Annotated in this window: 15 protein-coding genes; 1 reads left to right on the forward strand and 14 read right to left on the reverse strand. The window is 69.8% G+C overall.

Annotated features, from left to right (window positions below):
- Positions 1 to 3: 3 nt before the first annotated feature.
- From ACWEVR_RS22705 to ACWEVR_RS22725, 5 genes are all read right to left on the reverse strand, one after another.
- Positions 4 to 1,215 carry a cytochrome P450 gene (locus tag ACWEVR_RS22705; protein ID WP_452468623.1) on the reverse strand — a complete coding sequence of 404 codons (1,212 nt, stop codon included), beginning with the start codon at positions 1,213 to 1,215 and terminating at the stop codon, positions 4 to 6.
- Positions 1,212 to 2,669: an acyl-CoA reductase gene (locus tag ACWEVR_RS22710; RefSeq protein ID WP_452468624.1), complete on the reverse strand. Its 1,458-nt coding sequence runs from the start codon at positions 2,667 to 2,669 to the stop codon at positions 1,212 to 1,214. Before ACWEVR_RS22710 ends, ACWEVR_RS22705 begins: the two co-directional genes overlap by 4 nt.
- Positions 2,669 to 4,069 carry a hypothetical protein gene (locus ACWEVR_RS22715; RefSeq protein WP_452468625.1) on the reverse strand — a complete coding sequence of 467 codons (1,401 nt, stop codon included), beginning with the start codon at positions 4,067 to 4,069 and terminating at the stop codon, positions 2,669 to 2,671. Before ACWEVR_RS22715 ends, ACWEVR_RS22710 begins: the two co-directional genes overlap by 1 nt.
- Positions 4,066 to 9,003 (reverse strand): type I polyketide synthase, encoded by a 4,938-nt coding sequence (locus ACWEVR_RS22720; RefSeq protein ID WP_452468626.1) that lies wholly within the window; start codon positions 9,001 to 9,003, stop codon positions 4,066 to 4,068. Before ACWEVR_RS22720 ends, ACWEVR_RS22715 begins: the two co-directional genes overlap by 4 nt.
- Positions 9,004 to 9,074: 71 nt before the next feature.
- Positions 9,075 to 9,641 (reverse strand): EF-hand domain-containing protein, encoded by a 567-nt coding sequence (locus ACWEVR_RS22725; RefSeq protein WP_084457476.1) that lies wholly within the window; start codon positions 9,639 to 9,641, stop codon positions 9,075 to 9,077.
- 537 nt (positions 9,642 to 10,178) lie between these two features.
- On the opposite strand from ACWEVR_RS22725, the gene ACWEVR_RS22730 reads away from it, so the two are divergent.
- The gene (locus ACWEVR_RS22730) at positions 10,179 to 11,216 is read left to right on the forward strand and encodes a helix-turn-helix transcriptional regulator (RefSeq protein ID WP_452468627.1); all 1,038 of its coding nucleotides are present in this window, start codon (positions 10,179 to 10,181) and stop codon (positions 11,214 to 11,216) included.
- Positions 11,217 to 11,236: 20 nt separating this feature from the next.
- On the opposite strand, the gene ACWEVR_RS22735 is transcribed toward ACWEVR_RS22730, so the two are convergent.
- The 9 genes from ACWEVR_RS22735 to ACWEVR_RS22775 form a co-directional block, all read right to left on the reverse strand.
- Positions 11,237 to 12,511 (reverse strand): FAD-binding oxidoreductase, encoded by a 1,275-nt coding sequence (locus ACWEVR_RS22735; RefSeq protein ID WP_452468628.1) that lies wholly within the window; start codon positions 12,509 to 12,511, stop codon positions 11,237 to 11,239.
- Positions 12,512 to 12,562: 51 nt separating this feature from the next.
- Entirely contained in the window at positions 12,563 to 14,107 is a 1,545-nt protein-coding gene (locus tag ACWEVR_RS22740) for an alkaline phosphatase D family protein (RefSeq protein ID WP_452468629.1), read from the reverse strand.
- A gap of 115 nt (positions 14,108 to 14,222) precedes the next feature.
- On the reverse strand, positions 14,223 to 15,626 hold the full coding sequence (locus tag ACWEVR_RS22745) for an ABC1 kinase family protein (RefSeq protein WP_452468630.1): 1,404 nt from the start codon (positions 15,624 to 15,626) through the stop codon (positions 14,223 to 14,225).
- Positions 15,627 to 16,010: 384 nt separating this feature from the next.
- Positions 16,011 to 16,784 (reverse strand): sporulation protein, encoded by a 774-nt coding sequence (locus tag ACWEVR_RS22750; RefSeq protein WP_452468631.1) that lies wholly within the window; start codon positions 16,782 to 16,784, stop codon positions 16,011 to 16,013.
- An 84-nt stretch (positions 16,785 to 16,868) separates the two neighbouring features.
- Positions 16,869 to 17,597: a lysophospholipid acyltransferase family protein gene (locus ACWEVR_RS22755; RefSeq protein ID WP_067495956.1), complete on the reverse strand. Its 729-nt coding sequence runs from the start codon at positions 17,595 to 17,597 to the stop codon at positions 16,869 to 16,871.
- Between the two features lie 117 nt (positions 17,598 to 17,714).
- On the reverse strand, positions 17,715 to 18,704 hold the full coding sequence (locus tag ACWEVR_RS22760; RefSeq protein ID WP_452468632.1) for an ROK family protein: 990 nt from the start codon (positions 18,702 to 18,704) through the stop codon (positions 17,715 to 17,717).
- Positions 18,701 to 19,447, reverse strand: coding sequence for a hypothetical protein (locus tag ACWEVR_RS22765; protein WP_452468633.1), 747 nt, complete (start codon positions 19,445 to 19,447; stop codon positions 18,701 to 18,703). Before ACWEVR_RS22765 ends, ACWEVR_RS22760 begins: the two co-directional genes overlap by 4 nt.
- Positions 19,444 to 20,718, reverse strand: coding sequence for an ArsA family ATPase (locus tag ACWEVR_RS22770; protein ID WP_452468683.1), 1,275 nt, complete (start codon positions 20,716 to 20,718; stop codon positions 19,444 to 19,446). Before ACWEVR_RS22770 ends, ACWEVR_RS22765 begins: the two co-directional genes overlap by 4 nt.
- A complete protein-coding gene (locus tag ACWEVR_RS22775; RefSeq protein WP_452468634.1) occupies positions 20,715 to 21,155 on the reverse strand; it encodes an SRPBCC family protein in 441 nt (146 codons plus the stop codon). Before ACWEVR_RS22775 ends, ACWEVR_RS22770 begins: the two co-directional genes overlap by 4 nt.

Below are 21,155 nucleotides of genomic sequence, written 5' to 3' on the forward strand. Positions count from 1 at the left end.
GTCTCAGACATCCTTCGTCGGGTGATCGAATATGACCGGAAGTGAATCCAGGCAGATATGTCTGCCGTTCTCGAAGTAGCGGGTCGGTGTGCCCGCCAAGTGGTAATTCGGATACCTGGCGAGCTCGGCTAGGACCAAGGCGAATTCCTGCCGGGCGACGTGTGCGCCGAGGCAGAAGTGGATGCCGTGGCCGAAGGTGAGGTGCCGGATCGGACCGCGATCGAGCCGGAAGGTGTCGGGGTCGTCGAACCGGCGTGGGTCGCGGTTGGCGGCGCCGGTGAGCAGCACCACCCGCGCACCCTCGGGAATCACGGTGTCGCCGATGACGACCTCGGTGGTCGTGCGCCGGGTGCCGTGGTCGACCGGCGCCCACAGCCGCAACGTTTCCTCCACCGCGGCCGGGATGAGGGTGGGATCGGCCCGCAACCGGTCCTGCAGATCGGGTCGCCGGGCCAGCTGCCAGAGCAGGTGCGCGAGGGTGTTCATCGATGTTTCGTGGCCCGCGATGGCGAACGCCACCAGCATCACATGCAATTCGTCGTCGGTGACGGGCCTGCCGTCGAACTCCGCACGGACCAGAGTGGAGAGGTAGTCGTCACCGGGTTCGTCTCTCGCCCTGGCGATCTCCTGCCGGAAGAGTTCGGCGAACGGCGGCCAGAACCCGTCGGCGTTGGGGTCGGCTGCCATCCGGTCCCAGGTGTTGGCGGTGAGATCGCGGATGCGCCGCTGAGCGTCGGGGGAGAAGCCGACGGCCATGCCGACCACTGCCAGCGGCAGCGGGACCGCCAGTTCACCCACCAGGTCGGCGGACCCGCGCCGGGCCGTCGGCCGGATCAGTTCGGCCACCGCGACCTCGATGCGTGGCCGCAATTTCTGTGCGGCCGCGAGCAGGAACGGTGGGCGCATCAGTGACCGGTAGTTGCCGTGCTCCGGCGGGTCGTACTCCAGCGGCGCGAAGCGTGGCGTGCCTTCGGCTTTCGGGAAGAAGACCCCTGCGGCCGAGCTGTAGGTCTCGTGGTCGGTGAGGGCCGCGGCCACGTCGTCGTAGCGGGCGAGCAACCACATCCCGCCGTAGGCGGGGGAGTAGGTGACCCGGCTCTGTTCGCGGATCGTCCGATGCACTTCGATCGCCACATCGGGAGTGAAGGCTGGATCGTGATGATCGAATCGCTGGGCCAGACGGGCGAATTCGGCCTCGGGAAGCAGTGTGGTCATCGCGGCACCGCTTCCACGGCCGGGGCGAGCTGGGCGAAGGGGTGGATGCGGTGCGGGTCGTAGGTCTCGTCGACGACCCATTTGACCAGTCGGCGCATCGGTTCGATCCCGTCCTGCGGGGTGTCGGAGCGGAAGTGCGTGGCGAAGCCGAGTGAGACCAACCGTTGCGCGCCCGCGTGTGGCGCCAGGTCACGCAGGGTGTGTTTGAGCGATTCCGGCCATACCCCGACGGTCTGGGTGTAGGCGTTCATCGCGTCCAGTGCTCGTTCCGGGTGATCGATCGGGACGACATTGGCGACCCGACCGCTGAGCGAGGCGTGGAAATCGACCGGTTCGTCGGACAGCGAGACCAGCACGGCGCCTTCGTCGTTCGTTCCACCGAAGACGCGGAAGAAGGCCGGGCTGGTGCGCAGGGCGGCGATATCGCGGCGCAGTCCGGGGTCGAATCGGGTACCGGCCGTACTGACCGCCGGAGGCAGTGCCTGGATCTGTTCGTGAAGCAGTTCGCCCCACCGCACCGCTTGTTCGATGCCCGCCGTGTCCGTGCCGGTGCAGACGTAGACGACTCGGGCGTTGAAGCACGCGTCCTGATTGAGCAGGCCGACATCGGCGGCGGCGAGTGCCGCGGTCTCGTGCAGGGCGTCATCGTCGGTGAACGCCTCGGGCCCGATGACCGTGGCGCTGAGCTTCGGATCGAGGGTGACCAGTTCCAGCCCGGGCTGTTGATAGCGGGTGAGGTGCCGGACGGCCGCGAATCCGCCCCAGGCGACAAGCTTTTCGACATGAGCCGGTCGGTAGAGCGCGCTCTCGAACCGCTCGTCCCCACCGCGCCAATAGGCAACGGCGAGGTGCCGCACCAGTGGATGCGCCGGATCGACCTCAGCCATCGTCCGCGCGAGCGCGACGGCGGTGTAGGGGTCGTTGGCCGGCAGTTTCACCACCGCGTCGCCACGGGTGAGGGCGTTGCGCACCAAGGTGATCGCGGCGATGATCGGGTTGTTGCCCGCAATGACGTGCACGGTCCTCGCCCCGAAGGCCCGCACCCGCGCCGAGCCCCATTCGGCCCAGCCGTCGAGATACCGGATGCCGATGGTGTTCTCGACCAGGTCAAGGGTGGTCTCGCGGGCGAACAGTCCGGCCAGCTGGGCGTAGGTGGAGCGCAGCACCGGCTCGGTGAGCCCGGAGCACCCGACGAGTTTGCCGAGGGCTTCACGCAGGTAGGGGTTGTCGTCGGGGTGTAGCCGCTGCCCGACCTCGTCGAGAAAGTCGATGATGTCGGTGGTCGGGAGTTCGTGGATGTCGCGCATGCTCGTTGGTCCGGGGCAGACCAGGCCGGGGAGCAGACGGTGTGCGTCGGGTGCCCGGAAGGCCGCGTTCCCGGCGCCGAATTCTGGGCCGTCGTCCTGCACGGTCCGCCCGCGCACGAACGCGGGAGCCAGCGGTGTCCCCGTCATCAGAGCTCCCCGTTGAGGAAGGCCAGCGCCTCGTCGAGCGCTTCCGCGGTGGCGGCGCAGGTGATCTTGTCGTCCCCACCGGGACCGGCGAAGCGGCTGATGGCCGCGCCGATCCGCGGGGTGGTCCGGCCGCAGACGCACGGTTCCCAGTCCACTGTCACCAGGTCGCCGGTGACGATGCCGCCCCAGTTCAGGTCGGCGGTCAGGTCGTAGAGGGCGACGCGGCCGGTCCTGGTTCCGGTGCGTGGCAGGACCGCTCCTGTCTCCGGGTCGAGCAGGTACAGCACCAGCCACGGTTCGAGGTGATAGCCACCGGCACCGCACTGCAGGTTCAGCGACATCACCTCGACCATGGCGTACACGAATCGCAGGGCGGGCACGCCCGCGAATCGTGCGGTGCGTTCGGCCCAATCCTCCGGTAGTGCACCGGCTTTGGAGCCGCCTCCGGCGAAGATCACCGAGTCCGGTGCGAAGACACCGGTGAGTCCCTGTTCGGTCGCGCTGTCGGCCATACCGGACAGCACATCCCAGGTGGACAGGGCCGCCACCCGGGAACCGGCCAGCTCGTCGGCGAGGCGCCGCACGAACGCGGTCATTCCCGGTCCGGTGGCGCGCAGGGCCTCGGTGAACTCGGCCCGTCGCAGCGCGAGCGCGAGCGGCACCTCAACGCGGCCCTCTTCGCCGCGGGCGGCGGCTGCCCGGAGCCTGCCCGCCAGGAACATGACATCGGCGGAGAGCAGCCCCGGATGCAGGCAATGCATGCGGTCGGGTGTCAGCGCGATCTGCTCGGCCATGGCGGTCGCGTGCCGCGCGATGCCGCTGCGGCCGGTCCGGAAGCTCGGCCACACCACGTCGACGCCGGTGTGGTCGTCGTCGGGGAGCGCGTCCATGCGCACGATGCGGTACAGCCGGTCGTACTGGATCTGGGAGTGCGGGATGAACGACATGGTGCCGGTAGTGCCCGACGAATGTGCCAGGCGCAGTTCGGTTCGCTCGTCCACCGTGGCGAGCCAGTCGTCGATCGAGGTGCAGCCCGAGACATCGAGGCCGGTCAGGTCGACGGTGGTGAGGCGCGACATCCACGTGTTCATCCGGTCGAAGCGGTTCTCGACGAGCAGTCGTGTCGGGTACGCCTTGTAGACCGTGTGGGGGAACAGCAGGGGTGCCGCGTCATCGATGGTGTCGATACCGTCGATGTGCTGTTCAGTGGCGAGCGCGTCGAGAACCGGTATGCGTGGCCGCAATTCGTCGAAGCGCAGGCGTAGCGCGTCCAGTTGGAGTGTGGTCAGCTCGGTGGGATCCATGGTGTGCATGGCGATGCGTGACCGGTCGAAGTAGGTGGCGGCGTCCTCGGCGAAGGTGCGCAGGTCGGCGGTGGTGGTGACGGGAGTTGCGGTCATCGATGGCTCCTCGAGAGCAGGTCGGCGAGCGCCCCGGCGGCGGCGTCGATCGTGGGGTGATGCCACAGCAGCGTGGCCGGAATCTGGTGTCCGAGTAGCACGGTCAGTTCGCGACGCAGGATCGCGGAGAGCAGCGAGTCGAAACCCAGCTCGGTCAGGGCGAGTCCGAGCGGAACCTCCGCGGGAGACACGCCGAGCAAGGTCGCCACGGACGATCGCAGCAGGGTGACGAGCGCGGCAGGCAGATCGGTCGGGTCGAGCGCTGTCCACCCGGCACCGGGACCGAGGGCGGTGGCCGGGGCGAGGTCTGCCAGCAGCGGTGGGTGGGCCGGGTGCGGGACCACGCGCAGCACAGCGACATTCGCGCCGCCTGCCGTGATCGGTCCGTCGAGGGCGCGCAGCGCCTGCTCCGTCGAGATGTCGGCGGTGCCGTGGACGGCGAGTTCGGCGGTGATCGCCGTCGAGGACGTCGACATGCCGAGCCCACGCCAGCTGGTCCAGGCGATGGCCTGGCAACCGCTGTCGCCGAGGGCGCGGCGGTGACGGGCGAAGCCGTCGACGAAGGCGTTGGCCGCGCTGTAGACCGGTTGGCCCGGCAGGTGCAGCAGCTGGCCCGCCGAGGAGAACAGGATCAGGAAGTCGAGATCGCCGGGCGCGAACAACGCACCGAGAGCGAGGGTTCCGGCCACCTTGGCGGCCAATCCCTGCTCGATGAGGTCGGGCCGCAGGTCCGCGACCGGCACGTTCGCCACGGCGCCTGCCGCATGGACCACACCGCGCAGCGGAGGCAGACCGTGGGCGTCGGTGTCGAGGGCGGCGGCGAGCGCGGGCCGGTCGGCTAGGTCGGCGGCCACGGTTCGCACGGTGACCCCCTGAGCTTCCAGCGAGCGTTGCAAGCGGTTCGCCCGCCGTGGCGCCGCCCGCCTGCTCACGAGAATCAGCCGGCGGGCGCCGCGCTGGACCAACCACTGGGCGGTGATCGCGCCCAGGGCACCCGAGGCCCCGAGGACTGCGTAGGACGCCGCCGGATCGCAGCGCACACCCGAGGTGCCGGAGTGCGACGGGACCGGTACCGCACGCAGGTGGTGCACGTGGCCATCGATGACGGCGGCGACGTCTTCGCCGGAACCCGGCGGTGTGCGCAGGTGTCCGCGCAGCGCGGCCAGGTCGTCGGCGGTCGCGCGGGCGGGGAGGTCGACGACTCCGGCGAAACTGTCCGGGTATTCGGCGAGCAGAGCCCGGCCCGCGCCCCACAGCGCGGTCTGCGCCAGATCGGCGGGAGTGATGGCTGTGGTTGCCCCGCGCGTTACGCACCACCACGGTCCGCGCCGGGTCCGTGCGGTCTCGAACAGTTCAATGACCATTCGCCGCACCGACTCCTCGACGGATTCATGTGCTCGCGGCCTCGGTGCGCAGACCATGATCTCGTCACCATCGCGGGCTGAAAAGGCTTGTCTCAACAGCGGATCGCCCCCGCGGACTGTGACGCCGGGTGCCGCGGTGGTGTCGGGATCCGGCTCGGAGATCTGCCAGCACAGATCAAGAGTGGCGGCAGGCGACTCGGCGACGGTATCCGGCTCGGCGTAGCGAACACCCGTCAGGCAGGCAAGCGATCTGCCGTCGGGGTCGGACAGGTCGGCGTCGACCCGCAGTCCCGCCCGGACGGTGACGGTGAGCACCACTTCCGCCGGTGGCGAGCCCGAGGGGAAGCGGCACTCGGTGATGTGAGCGGGCATGCGGAGCGCAGGTGGCCCGGGGAAGACCACCGACGCCGCCGACAGGGCCGCATCCAGAAACGTGGCCCACGAATCAGGCGCGGCCGCGGTGCTTTTCACGCGGGCGGACAAGCCCTGGTCGTTGCGCTCGGCCTCGATGATCTGCCAGTGCAGACCCATCGAGGTCACGCCGAGCGCGGCGAGCCGGTCGATGACGAAGTCGGCGCGCAGGTTCTCGCCGCGGTACCACAGCACGGGAGATCGGCGGGTTCGGCCCGTCGCGCGCCGGTAGTGGGCCGTGGTGTGGGTTTGCCACCCTCCGTCGGTCCGGGAGGACAGGGTGAGTCTGCCCGCCGAAGCGGTGACCTGGATGTGTCGTGCCGGCTCCACGGTGACCGGGACCCGAAGGGCGATGTCGTAGAGCCGCCGGCCGGGCACCGCCGCGGCGAATGTGTGCAGCAGGATCGCGGCGGGCACGATCTCGCTGCCGCACACCGGGTGGTCACCCGGATAGGGCCGGACGGTGCGGTCCAGGTAGGTGTGCCAGACGCGGACCGGCGGTGTGGTGTTGACGACAGTGGGTTCGCCGCCGAGCAGGGTCGCGGAGGACGGGTCGTGGCCGACGATCGCGGTGGACACCTCGTTCGTGCGCCGCCAGAAGTGCCGGTGTTGCCAACGGGTGGTCGGCAGCTCGACCAGCACGCCTTCGGGATACAGTGCCGCCCAGTCGATCCGGGCCCCGAGGCGATACAGCTCACCGACCGCGGCATGGAAGGCGGCGAGCTGGGGACGTTGTCTGCGCAGGGTCGGAACGACCCGGAAGGTCTCGTCGATCTCGGCGAGGGAGTGGGCGACGACCGGGTGGGCCGAGATCTCGAGGAAGGTGCGGTGCCCGTCGGCCCCGGCAGCGGCGACGGCGTCGGCGAAGCGCACCGGTGCGGCCAGATTCGTCGCCCAATACGCGGCGTCGCGAGGCCGTGGATCGCGTGGATCGGTGAGGGCGGTTGTGTACAGCGGTACCCGGGCCGGGCGAGGCTCGAGATCGGTGAGTTCCTGAGCGAGCCGCTCGGCGATCGGGGTCAGCGAAGGGCTGTGGAAGGCAAGGTCGGAATCGACGCGGCGGATCGGGACTCCGCGTGCGCCCCAGTCGGCTGCCAGTGCGTCGACCGCGCGGCGGGTGCCGGAGACCACCGTGCTGCCGAACGAGGACCGAACGGCCGCGCCCACATCGTCGTAGCCCGCCAGTTCGGCTGCCACTTCGTCGAAAGAGCGCGCAACCATGATCATGGCGCCCCGGCCGGTGGCAGGTTCGAGCAACCGGGACCGCACGCAGATCAGGCGCGCACCGGCCGCCGGATCGAGCACGCCCGCGACGACGGCCGCCGCGATCTCCCCGACCGAATGACCGAGAATCGCCGCCGGTCGCACCCCGTGCGCCCGCCACATCGCCGCAAGCCCCAGCTGGGTCAAAAAGATCGCGCACTGTGCGGTCGGGGTGTGGGCGAGGTCGCCGTGACGCAGCAGATCTTCGGCGCTGCAGCCCCATTCGCTACGGAACACCGGTGACACCTCGGCTACGGCGGCCGCGAAAGCCGGGTCCGCGTCGATCAACTCGGCACCCATTCCCGTCCACTGCGATCCGTGCCCGGAGAACACCCACACCGGATCGTGCGGCGGTGCCGAGCGGTGGTGCTCGGCGGTGACGGCTGCGTCGAGGCCTGCGAGGAGTTCGGCGGTATCTCCGGCGTGCACGACCACCCGGTACGGGAGATGACTGCGATGCCGGGCCCGTGTGAAGCACATGTCGGCCGCATCGATATCGGGATGCGATCGCACGGCGGTGGCAAGCGCCCGCAGTTCATCGCGCAGCCCGTCGGCCGAGGCCGCGCTGACAGCACAGAGGTGTTCGGCGCGAGGAGGAGTCGTCACCGGCGATACAGATGGCGCGGCATCGACGATGAGGTGACACAGCGTGCCGCCGTAGCCGTAACTCGCCACGCCCGCGCGCGCCGTGTGCTCGGTCGACGGCCAGTCGAGCGTGGCGGTGGCCAGGGCGATACCGTTGCGGTGCCAGTCGATGTCGGATCGCGGTCCGCTCGTGGTCCGCGTGGGCGGGATCGTCCGATGATGCAGTGCGAGAACGACTTTGGCTAGACCGGCGATGCCCGCGGCGGCCTCGAGGTGGCCGATGTTCGGTTTGACGGAACCGATGAGGCACGGTTTCCCCGACGGACGCCCGGTGCCGAATACCTCGGCCAGCGCGGCCGCCTCGGCCGGATCGCCGGCCCTGGTTCCCGTCCCGTGCGCCTCGACATAGTCGACCGAGTCCGGTGACACTCCGGCGTCCGCGCACGCGGCCCTGGCCAGATGTCGCTGGGCCGGACCGCTCGGCGTCATGATGCCGCTGGTTCGCCCGTCCTGACGGATCGCGCCGCCGCGCAGTACCGCGAGCACGCGGCGCCGGGCGGCGAGCGCGTCGTCGAGCCGCTCCAGGACGACGAAGGCACACCCCTCACCGCGACCGTATCCGTCCGCGGCGTCGTCGAACGACTTGGACACCCCGTCGTCCGCGAGCACACCGGCCTCGGCGAGCGTGACCGACAGCGCGGCGTCGCCCATCAGCATCACCCCACCGGCGAGCGCGAGCGGAACGGAATCGTCGCGCAGCGCCGACATCGCCTGATGTACCGCGACCAGCGACGACGAACATGCGGTATCCACGGCCACGCTCGGGCCACGCAGGTCGAGCGCGTGCGAGATCCGGTTCGCCGCACCGCACAGCGCGGAGCCGATACCGGTCCAGGCGGTGACGGTCGACGGGTCGCCGAGCAGTCTACGGCCGTAGTCGTCGGAACCGATTCCGGCGTACACTGCGGTGTCTGTCCCCGTCAACGCGGTCGGGTCGATTCCACTGTGCTGCAAGGCGTCCCAAGCGACTTCGAGTGCCAGTCGGTGCTGAGGGTCCATGTGCTCGGCTTCGGCCGCCGGAATACCGAAGAAGGCAGCGTCGAATCCCGCGATATCGTCGAAATAGGCGCCGGGACGCAGCGCCCGCCGAACTGCGGGCACGTCACGATTGTCCGGCAGACGTCCCGGTGGCTGTTCACCGACGACGGTGCCGCCGCCGGTGATGAGCCGCCAATACGCCGACGGGGAGTCGATGCCCCCGGCGAAACGGCAACCGATGCCGATCACCGCCACCGGTGTGTGTCGTGTCATGCGTCCTCCCGAGCCGGGCGCCGACCGGAAGGGTGTCCCGGCCGGCGCGAAAGAGCCTGTGCCGCCGACGATCAGGCCAGCGGGCCGATGTCGCCGTAGAGCCAGTTGCCGGGCGCCTGCGGATCGGAGCTGGTGTAGTACTCGTGCCAGGCATCGAGCAGTTCCTCGACCGACAGCGAGCCGCTGCCGTCGCGGTCGAGCCGCTCGAAAGCCAGACGGCTGTTCTCGGGCGAGGTGCCGAAGGCACGCTGGTACTGGAAGAACTCCTCGGGGGAGACCTTGCCGTTGCCGTCGGCGTCGCACAGCGCGAACAGGGCCTCGGCGAGCGGACGGAAGCCTTCGCGGTACATGTCGCCACTGGCGGCGAACTTGCGCAGGCCTTCGCGCCATTCGGTCTTGCTGATCAGGCCGTCGCCGTTGGTATCGAACTCGGTCGACACGTTCTCCCAGAAGTTCTGGAAGGCGACCAGCAGCGCCTGGGCCTTGGGGGAGTCGAACGGCGCGTCGAGGTAGGCGATGATGCGAGCCGCCAGGGCGATCACGTCCGCCCGTTCCATCACCCCGTCGCCGTTCTGGTCGCCGTGCCCGAAGCACACGTCGAACTTGCGGTCGAGCATGTCGGATACCACTGAAGTCATTGCTGACACCACCTCGTCAGTAAGGGAGGGACACGAACTGTGGAATCCCGCGGCGAAATCGCAAGGGATGCGGGAGATCTCGAAGTTAGACCGCGGCGATCAGTCGGTGCAATGGTCCAGTTAACGCATCGAATGCCGGTCGCGACGTGCTCGTGACACCTAATCGCCAGGCCGCAGCGGGGTTGCCGAACTCGCGACGGCGCTGCCGGGCGATCGGGTTTGGCACGGTTTTCTGGTGAAGATGGCACGGAAAATTGGGCTCGGCCGCTTGCGGTCCGAATGCGCGGAAAGCGGTCCGGCAGAGACGAGTTCCCCTGTTATTCTTGTGTTTTCGCAGCTTGGGAGTTGTCGGCACGGTCGAGCTATCGGGGACAGGCGCGGAGGTGGGGTATGCGGATCTATGCGGGTGTGCGCGAAACCGATGAGCGGCAACACGGTGGGCGAGACGCACCCGGTGGACGCCGGGCGGGCCATCCGTCCGGCCGAACCGGTGATGCGGAGCCTTTTCCGTCTGGTTTGTCTGATTCAGGGCAATTGATGGGCGAACCTCCGCATCGTGAATTCGCGTGCCTGCTCGACACGGCAGGCCGAGGCGGCGGCGGGGGGATCGCCTTGCGCGGGCCGCGGGACCTGAACCGTCTGGCCTTCGGGTGCCGGGTGCGCGCCGACGAGGACTTCGCCGCCACCCTCTGGACCCTGAGCACGGGCTCGGTGCTGGTCGCCCGGCTGCGCACCTCGGGTATCACCGCCGAGCGCGACGGCGGCGCCGCCCGTGATCATTACGGCCAGTACCTGCAGTTGAGCTTGGTGATCGATGGCCGGGTCGCCCTCGAACAAGGGGGCACCCGCTCCGTCGCGGCGTCGGGGCAGGCGTTCGCGGTCTGCCTCGACTCGCCGTTCCGGTCGGTGCTGTCGCGAGGTGAGGCGCGCGCCGTCGACGTGCTGCACCTGTACGTGTCGATGGGTGCGCTGACTGCCTGGGGTCTGGAACCCGCCGCGGCGGGCGGTCAGGTGTGGGCACTGTCCGGCGCCGCGATGTCGGCACTTCTGTTCGCGCGCGACCTCGCCTGTGGCGCAACGAGTCCCGCGCATCTCGGCATCGCCGCCCGGATCGACGAGATCGTCTTCCGGTCGGCCGTGGTCGCGCTGCTGGAACGCGACCTGGCCGGGGCCGCGATCGAGATATCCACCGAGGACATGCTGCGCCGCCGCGCGATCGACGTCATCGACCGCGGTTTCACCGACCCGGCCATGAACCCCGACGCGGTGGCGCGACGACTGCACGTGAGCAGACGGACACTGTTCCGCGCCTTCGAGCTGCAAGGCCTGTCCGTCGCCGGACTCATCCGCGCCCGCAGACTGGTCGCCGCAGCGACCGCGCTCAGCGAAAGTTCACGCAGTATCCGCGAGATCGCCGAGACCTGCGGATTCCGCACGGCCGACCAGCTCTCCCGCGCATTCCGGGCCGAATACGGCGTGGCACCCGCCGCGTACCGCACCGCGCGCCGCGCCGACACACTCACCGCCAGGTGTGCGCGCCAACCTTTCGCGCACACCACCAGAACCGCGTTCTGATGCGGGAATGCGTGCAGATGTCAGACGCTGTAGCGCAGCGCCTGCTCCGAACGGCAGATGTCGTCGATACCCGCGACGATCTCCCGCAGCTGCTCCGAGGGCAGGGCCGACGGACGCAGCCGGCAGGTGAAGGTGATGAGGCCGTAGTCGGCGGGGGTGAGGCCGCGGGCGGCGGCCTCGGCCCGCAGGTACGGCGAGCGCACACCGTAGGTCATCGCGGAGATGACGGTGAAGCAACCGGAGCGTTCGCGGTGCTCGGAGAACAGGTCGTGCAGGCCGTAGAACACCGAACCGTAGTTGGCCAGCGGTGCGAACACGCCCACACGGTAGGCGGGGCCGCGCTCGGAGGAGTTGATGACGGTGTCGGCCAGGTACTCGGCATCACGCATGGTGAGCACCTTCGGCGCGAACATCAGCGCGCCCGCCGCCGCGTTGCGCACCGGCATACCGGCGCGTCCGCCCGCCGCCGAGGCGATGGCGCCCAACGACTTACGGGTGCGGGTGCCGACCTCGCGCCGCGCCCGCAGACCACGGGTGGGAGCGGTGGGGTACAGGCTCGACCACTGGCCGAACCGGACGGCGCCGAGGGTGACCTGTCCGGTGCCGACCGGGCGGGTGACCTTCAGCGGCGCGGTGTCGACCCAGCGTCCCACCTGCAAAGCCGCGCTGCCGGGGTTGGTGATCTCGGCGGTCGCGTGCTCGACGAAGGAATCGAAGTCGAGGAAGCGGTCGGCGTCGGTGGTGAGCCAGGTGTGGTCCTTGTCGACCTCGACCACATCGAGGGTGAGGGCGGTGATGATGCCCGCGCGCCCGCCCGCGCCGAGGATGCGCTGGAACCGTTCGGTGTGGTGGCCACGCCCGCAGGTGCCGATCCGGCCGTCGGGGTCGACGTACTCGAGGTCGACGATCTGATCGATGAACATGCCGTAGCGGTGCGAGGCGGTGCTCACACCACCGACGGAGGCGAAACCGCCCGCGGTGATGTCGCGGTGGTCGCCGACCACGGGCAGGCCGAGGCCGTGCGCGCCGAGGCGCCGGTCGATCTCCGACAGCTTCGCGCCGGCCTGCACCCGCACCGTGCGACGGCCCAGATTGATGTCGAGGACCGAGTTCATCCTGCGCAACGACAGCACGCCGCGCTGATCGGCCAGCCCGAACGAGGACTCTTCGGTCGGTTCGCCGCCACGTACCGTCAGACGTTCGGCTCGATCACGCGAATCACGCACGGTGCGAACGACATCCGCAGTGTCGGTGGGGAGATATTCTTCGGAGGTGACGGTATGCGGCGTGCCCATGACCGCATAGCTAACCACAGCGCGGCGATTCTGGCGACGGGTAGTTCCCACCTATTTCCGCGAGGGCGGAAGTTGCTTGCTGAACAGGACTTTTCCGGTCGCGTCACACAGATCGACCGTCAATTCCCCGGTGCCGCCGTCGATGCGGACCTCGCCGAAATGCTGGTACTCGAGATCGAGCGGCGAGGTGTTCGGCGCCGGGGGCGCGTGCACGAAAACGGCCTCGGGTCCGAAAGTCGGATCGAGCGGGTTGGGACCGAAGGCGCCCGCGTTGAGCGGCCCGGAGACGAACTCCCAGAACTCGTCGAAATCGGTGAAGTTCGCGCGCGCGGGCGAATAATGGTGCGCGGCGGTGTAGTGCACGTCGGCGGTGAGCCAGACGACGTCGCGCACCTTGTTCGCCTTGATCGCCGACAGCACCCGGGCGATCTCCGATTCGCGGCCCGACGGCGCGCCCGGCGCGGCATTGGCGACGCCTTCGAACGCGGTCTTGCCGTCGGGGACCACCACGCCGATCGGCAGATCGGCGGCGACGATCTTCCAGGTCGCCGTGGACTGCTTCAAACCATCGATGAGCCATGCCGTCTGGGCCGCACCGAGCACCTGGCCCTGGGGTCCGGTGTTGGCGGTGTTGGCGTCTTTGTAGGCGCGCATGTCGAGGACGAACACGTCGAGCAGCGGGCCGTAGGAGATCTTGCGATAGAGCCGTCCGTCGACGGCCTCGCGGGGTTCGAGCGGCATCCACTCGTGGAACGCCTGCCAGGATCGGGTGGCGAGGGTGTCCATGTTGCGCTCGGTGTAGCCCTTGTCGGCGGCGACCGTGCCGCCGGGCGACCAGTTGTTGGTGGTCTCGTGGTCGTCCCACTGCACGATCTGGGCGACCGAGGCGTTGAAGCGGCGGTAGTTCTCGTCGGTGAGGTTGTAGGCGTAGTTGCCGCGGAACTGGTCGAGGGTCTCGGCGGGCTGGTTCTTGGCGTCGGCGGTGATATTGCGCCACACCCGGCCGTCGGGCAGCGTCACCGATTCCTTCAGCGCGTTGTCGGCGTAGATGACGTCACCGGAATGCAGGAACAGGTGCGGGTCGCGAGCGGCCATGGTCGCGAAGACCTTCATGCCGCCGACGTCGGGGTTGATACCGAAACCCTGGCCCGCCACGTCGCCGGACCACACCAGCGAGATGTCGGCGGGCGCGGTCGGGGCGGTGCGGAACACGCCGCTCAGCGTTTCCGAGGCGGCGCCGTCCTCGCCTTCGAGCCGTACCCGATAGTGCACGAGTTGGCCGGCGGGCAGGCCGTTCACCCGCACGCGGCCGGTGCCGTCGGAGGCGGGAGTGAGCAGCGGGCCGGTGAAACGTCGTACGTCGCTGAACTTCTCGGTGGCCGCCGTTTCGACGACCAGCGTGGCGGGGCGATCCGAGCGGGCCCAGATCAGCGCGCCGTCGCTGCGCGGGTCGCCGACCGCGATGCCGTGGGTGAGGGTCGGCCTGGCCCGTACCAATCCGGGGCCGTCACCACAGGCGGCCAGCGCGGGGCCGGTGAGCAGACCGAGAGCGGAGGCGCGCAGCAGCGTGCGCCGGGACATCGCGAAGTCGACCATGTCCTGCACCGTGCCCGGACGAGTCGAACGGGCGGTCGTGTGTACGGCAACAGCCGGTGAACGCTGCCGGACGGAAAGACTCACGTCCACCTGGGCGAAAGGAACTGATCAGCGATCAAAGACCCACGGCGGCAGCGGTTTCGGGATACCAGCGGGTGCATTCGGCGCGGAGCGGGACTGCCGTCTGGAGTTGGCACAGGATGGCGACGCCGCCGAGGAACGAACGCAGCAGGGGAGTATCGGCGGGTGGCATGGTGAGCTGGCGCAGGATGTTCGACAGGCTCAGGTCGGTGGCCAGGCGGACCTGCTCGCGCAACCAGTCCGCCGACAGCGGGTAGGTCGGCGACATCAGTGCTTCACGCACGGGACGCAGACGCTCGGCGACGGTGGCGATGTCGAGATCGCCGCCGGGGGCGACATAACCGTGGCGGCGCAGCGCGGCTTCGAGGTCGGCCACGGATTCGGCGACGACGGCGGCGCCCACGTCACCGGCGACGGTGAGGAACGCGGGCGTCCAGGGCGTGCACGCACCGAAGTCGACCACCCCGAGCCGCCCGTCGGGCATGCGCAGGAAGTTGCCGGGGTGCGGGTCGCCGTAGATGAGGGAGGCGCGCGCCGGCGCGGAGAACAGGAAGCGCAGGATGAGGACGCCCAGCCGGTCGAGCTCGGCCGGTTCGGCACGAGCGATCAAGCGCGACAGCGGGATTCCGTCGAGCCACTCGGTGACCAGCACGTCACCGCGCTGCGCGATCACCCGGCCGACCACCACATCCGGGTCGTGGCGCAGGGCGGTGCGGAAGTGCTCGAGGTTGGCGGCTTCGCGGGCGTAGTCGAGTTCGGCGCCGATCTCCTCGCACAGCGCCTCGATCACCGGACGCGTCTCGGCACCTGGCAGCAAGGCGGTGAACAGCGGAGTGGCGCGGCGCAGGACGCTCAGGTCCGCCAGCACCGCTTGCCGCGCACCGGGGTACATGACTTTCACCGCCACCGGTGTGCCGTCGTGCCAGCGGGCCCGGTGCACCTGACCCACCGACGCGGCCGCCGCAGCGCGGTCGTCGAACTCGAGGAACAGCGAACGCCAGCGGGGGCCCAGATGGGTGGCGAGTTCGGTGTGGACGGCGGCGGGCAGCATGGCAGGGGCCGAGTCGTGCAGGCGCGCAAGGGCGCGGCTGTACGGTTCGGCGAGGTCGGGGGCGAGCCCGAGTTCGAGCAGGCCGAGCAGCTGGCCGAGTTTGGCGACGCAGCCTTTGAGTTCGCCGAGCACCTGGAAGAGGTGTTCGGCGGTGCGGTGGCGGATCTCGCGTTCCACAGTGGCCGCGTCGCGTCCGGCCGCCCGTCGGCCGATCCCCGCTACGCGTCTGCCCAGATAGGCGACGGGCACCGCTGCCAGCCTGGTGCCCCGGGCGACCCGGCCGGTGGGCGGTGCCCCGTCGGGCTTGCGGCGGGGAAAACGCACGACACGACCCGCGTCGAATTCATCTGCGGCCATGTCCACCTCGCCCTCCCCGTCGACGGCCACGCTACCCACATCCTCGGCCCGCGTGTGCGGCACACGTTACCAACCGGTCGTGGTGGCGTCCGCACATCAGGACCTGTCGAACAGGCGACGGCCCGAGCAGAGACGCGCCTGCGTGATCCGCTACCGGGTGCCCACGGGCTCAGCCGATCACGCTGCAGGCTGTGGATGCTGCCGAACCTGAACGGCGAGCCGGGCTCTGCCGAACCGGGCGGCGGGGCCGGGCTCTGCCGAATCGAGCGGCAGGGCCAGGCTCAGCCGAACCGGGCGGTGGGGCCGGGCTCTGCCGAATCGAGCGGCAGGGCCGGGCTCTGCCGAACCGGGCGGCGGGGCTGGGCTCTGCCGCCCGGACCGCAGGCGGAGCTGAGCCGAATATCGCGAAGCGGCTTAGCCGAGGGCGCCGAGCCGGTGCAGGCTGCCGTGAATCTCCTGGGTCCAATCCCGGTGGGCCAGTTGGGCGTAGTCGACCCAGAACATCCCGATTCCGTCGCGGGTGCCGCGCAACAGGCCGCCCTGGATGTCGGCCTCGAGGACCACAGCCATGCCCGTTTCGGTCGCGATGAAGGTGACCTCGAGTTGGTTCACCCGGGGAAAATGCGGGGAGCGGCCGAATTCGAGTTCCTGGTAGAACGGCAGCCGCTGCGGTGTGCGGTTGATCCGGCCCGCCTCCACGTCGGTGCGCAGCAGCGGAAAACCCATGCGCCGCACCGCGTCGAGCACCACGTGCTGAGCGGGCAGCGCGCCGATACCGATCGGATCGGTGTCGGTGGAATCGACCGCGCCGTGCAGATCGACCACGGTGCGCAGGGCCACCGCCGCGCCGGGCAGGTGGTGGCCGTCGAAGAAGGTGATCGGGGTTTCCAGCGGAACAGGTGCGGCGAAACGGAATTCGGCGATCCGGCCTGCACCGAGCGTGAACGGCCCGGTGACAGCGACGCGGCCGAACGCCTGATCGGCGACGCGCTCCTCACCGTCGGAGTATTCGCGCTCGACGCGGGTGATGAACTCGACGGCCACCTGCCCGACCGCCTGATCGACACGCCCGCCCCGCAACCGGATGACACCCTCGACGAGACCACCCGGTTGCACACCGGGAGTGAACAATTCGGTGTCGACCTCGGCGCCGCCGACACCGGCCGCGGCCAGCATTTGCTTGAACATGTGACCAGTCTGGCCGACGGCCCTTACGAGATGCTTATCAGGCGCGGCGGTGCCGAGCCGGCCTGCGGCACAGGGGGATCGGCGTCAGCTGGCGGCGCGGTCGGGAATGCGGGTGGCCTCGATCTGGTGATCGGTGGGCTTCACACCCTTCTTGAGGCTGTGGGCGTACACGTCGACGTATTCCTGACCGGTCAGGCGCATCAGCTCGTACATCACCTCGTCGGTGACGGCGCGCTCCACGAAACGGTTGCCGCTCATACCCTCGTACCGCGAGAAGTCCAGCGGCGCACCGAACTTCAGCGTCACCCGGTGACGGCGCCATTTGAACGGTCCGGGCGGGGACACCTTGTCGGTGCCGATCACCGCGACCGGGATCACCGGGACACCGGTCTCGAGCGCGAGGCGGGCCATGCCGGTCTTGCCCTTGTAGAGGCGACCGTCGGGGGAGCGGGTGCCCTCCGGGTACAGGCCGACCAGGCGGCCTTCGTCGAGCAGCTTCTTGGCCGCGTTGAGCGCGTCCTCGGCGGCGGTGGCGCCGCTGCGGTCGATCGGGTACTGGCCGGTGCCCGAGAAGAAGAACTTCTGCAGACGGCCCTTGAAACCGGGGGTGGTGAAGTACTCCGCCTTGGCCAGGTAGTTGATGCGGCGCGGGCTCAGCAGCGGCGCGAACAACCAGTCGGCGAAGGAGAGGTGGTTACCCGCCATGATGGCCGGCCCGTCGGTCGGGATGTTCTCCACACCTTCCACAACGGGTCGGTTGTACAGGTGCATGAACGGTCCCACGAGTACGAACTTGAGCAGCCAGTAGAACATGGCGTCCTTTCCCCGGGGACCGGGATGGTCGTGTGCAGCCTCGTCGGAAAACGACTTTACCGCTGGTCGCAGGTCACAACCAACCAGGACGGTAGCCGACGGGCATGGGTGTGACCCTCATCTCCCGGTAGTACCCGCTAGCGGCGTTCCAATCGCCGCCCGGGCCAATTCGGCGGCGCCGATCATGCCCGCCGCCTCGCCGAGCTGGGTCGTGCGCAACCGCACGAGGGGGCGATGACCCGAGCCGGTGACCGCACTCGCGTAGTGCTCGCGGGCCTCGTCGAGGAACAGCGGCGCCGAACTGCTCACCCCACCGGCGATCACCACGAGATCGGGGTCGAAGATGTCGCTGACGAAGGCGAGGCCGAGGCCGAGCCAGCGCGCGAAGTCCGACATCACCCGCACCGCGAGCGGGTCACCGTCCTGGGCGGCACCGGCCACCCGTCGGCCGGTGAGCGAACCGGGATCGCGGATCACATCGCGCGCGAGCACCGAGCGCACGGGGTCGGTGGCGAGCATTTCGATCGCGGTGTCGGCCAGCGCGGTTCCGCTGCAATAGCGCTCCCAGCAGCCGCGCTTGCCGCACGCGCAGGCGCGGCCGTCCGGGACCACCTGCAGGTGGCCGAGTTCGGGTGCGACGCCGTGGCTGCCGCGGTAGAGCCTGCCGTCGATGAGCAGGGCCGCGCCGATGCCGGTGCCGATCGCCACGAGGACGACGGTGTGCCCGCCTGCCGCCGCGCCGAAGCGGTACTCGGCCCAGCCCGCCGCGTTGGCGTCGTGCTCGAGGATCACCGGCAGTTCCAGCCGGGTGGTGAGCCGCTGAGCCACCGGCGCGTCCTGCCAGGGCAGGTGCGGGGCGAACCGGACGATGGTGCGGTCGGCGGAGATGAACCCGGCCACCGCGAGCCCCACCGCCGCGATGGGATGCCTGCGGGCCAGTTCACGCACGGATCGGTCGATGGCGGCCTCGAGCGCGCGGGCCGAATGCGGTGTCGGCGCCTGCACGGTGTCGAGCACCTCACCGTCGGCGTCGACGACGGAGGCGCGGATATTCGTGCCGCCCACGTCGACTCCGACGGTCAGTGGGTGGGTACTCGCCTGGCTCATCCCCGGATCGTGACCGGAATATCGACATAACGCGAGCGCGGCGCGCGGGCGCCCGCGGGCCGCTCCTCGCCGTGGGCCGGACGTGTGCCGGCACCTGCGGTGAACTGCCCTGTGCCCGACGCGGTTTCGTCCGGCGGTTCCGGGGTGATGTGCGGCGTGCGTGCGCTGAATTCGTCGACCCGGCGTGGGCGGGGGGTCGGCTGTTCACCGAGACCGGTGGCCCGAGGGGAATCCTTGGGCGTAGCGGACCCGTCCGACCGCGGCGAGGCGGGTCGATGGCCACGCGGGCCGCTCGGCGCGTGCGGGTTCCGCTGATCGCCGTGCGTGGCACCGGCACCGCTCGTCGGATGCGCCACGGACGCTTCGTCGGTCGGCTGGTATCGCTGTGCCCCCGCGGCATTCTCGCGCGCGTGCCCGGGGTGGCCCGCGGCGTGATCGGCCCATTCCGGGGGCAGGACCGGCTCCACGGGGACGCCGGCGAGGGCTTCGCGCAGGACCGTCACCATCGAGGTGCCGTGTTCGGCGAGGGCGGCGACGACGTCGTGATGGTCGCCGCGGACCAGGGCCGCGGCCGCGCACACCGGGCACCAGGCGCAGCCGCCGAGGTCGGCCGCGCCGTCGGCGGCGGTGCGGCGCAGCACCGGTTCGACGCGCGCGAGCAGCACCTCGGCGAGCAGGCGCAGTTCCTCGGCGAACTCGGCGAAACCGTCGTGGTTGCGGTCGGACTGCCTGTCACTGCTCATGTGCGCCTGGCCTTCGTGTAGTTCGGATCGGCGGGCCACACCTGCGGGTCGGGCCGGAACCGGACAACGAGATGACCGTCGTCGAGCTCGGCGCCCGCCACCGTGCAGCGGCGAAGCACCGGCGCGAGGCGCACCCTGGTGCGCACCCCGTCAGCTCCCACGATCAGATCGTCCTCCACTCGGCCCAGCCGCAAGGTGCCGGGATCGACCACCGGCAGCCGCATCCGCATCGCGTACACGGAGTCGACGCCGGAGCCCGACTCCCATCGAACCATCGGTTCCCCCGATTCCGCAGCCCCGAGCGACGGGCGGGGCAGCGTGTCGACCGAATAGGAGAACGCGGACAGCGCGCTCAGCCCCACCGGTTCGGCCCCGGCGTGCTTGGCGACGACGATCGGGACATCGGTGAGCTGCTCGTGCAACCGCGCGACCACCTCGAGCTGTTCGGCGCGCCGATTCAGATACCAGTGCACCGCCGGGTGCGCGTTCTCACCGGGCGGCGGTACGGGTGCGAGCACCTTGTTCACCACCACCGCGTCCAACCGCAAGCCGAGCAGTGCCGCGGCTGACCGCACCCGTCGCGCCTCGGCCACCGCGACCTGCTCCGGTCCGGTGACCAGGCGGGCACTGGTGCGGGCGCGGTCGGCGAGCAGGTCACGCACCTGGGTCACCGCGTTCACCACCCGCTCCACGGCCGCGGCGAGTACCGCTTTGCGCAGGTCGGTGCCGATCGCGCTCATCGTGCGAGCGTGCTTGGGCCAGAGCCGTTCCAGGTAGCTGAGCAAGGTGTCGGGGGCGGTGACGATCCGCAGCATGTCGGCCGAGGGCGGACAGTCGACCACGATGACGTCCCAGTCGTTCTCCTCGGCGAACTGCCCGATCTCCACCAGCATCAGCAGTTCCTGCACCCCGGGCAGCCCGGTGAGCTCGGCGGGATCGAGTGCGGCCAGGTCGATGCCGTGATCGTGGCCGCTGCCCTTGTCCAGCATCCGCACCACATCGCGGAACCGGTCCTCGAGCAGGGCGAGGGAATCGATCTCGATCACCTCGAGACCCGGCGCCACCCGCGCCACCCCGGCCACCGTGCCCGGGTCGTGCGGGAAACGGAAACCCAGCGCGTCGCCGAGGGAATGCGCCTGGTCGAGCGAGGCGATGAGCACCCGCTCGCCGGCGCGCGCGTAGGACATGCCCGTCGCGCAGGCCAGCGTCGTCTTCCCGACCCCGCCCTTGCCGACGAACAGTTCGACGCGGGTGATGCCCGGGGCGCTCAGCCCTCGACCCGCTTCTTCAGTTCGTTCAGCGCCGTATCGGTGATCACCTTCTCGGCCTTGCGCTTGAACATGCCGATCATCGGGATGTTCAAGTCGACGGTGAGCTCGTAGGTCACCTCGGTGCTGCCGTCGGGACGGTCGAGCAGTTCGTAGCTGCCGTCCTGGGCTTTCTGCAGGTCCCCCTCGAGCAGGTGCCAGCTCACCGCCTTGCCGTCGGGTCGCCAGGTGTAGCTGAGGGTGTAGGCGTCCTTGACGACGCCCGCGTCGAGCACGAAGCGCGCGGTCGCGGCCCGGCCCGCCGCGTCGGTGCCGAGCACCTCGACCGATTTCGCCGCGGCCACCCATTCCGGGTAGGACTCCAGATCGGCGATAACGGCCATCACCTGCTGCGACGGCGCCTCGATGACGATCGATCTCTTGGTCCGGTCGGGGGCCAT

It is taken from the genome of Nocardia sp. NPDC003979 (assembly GCF_053605015.1).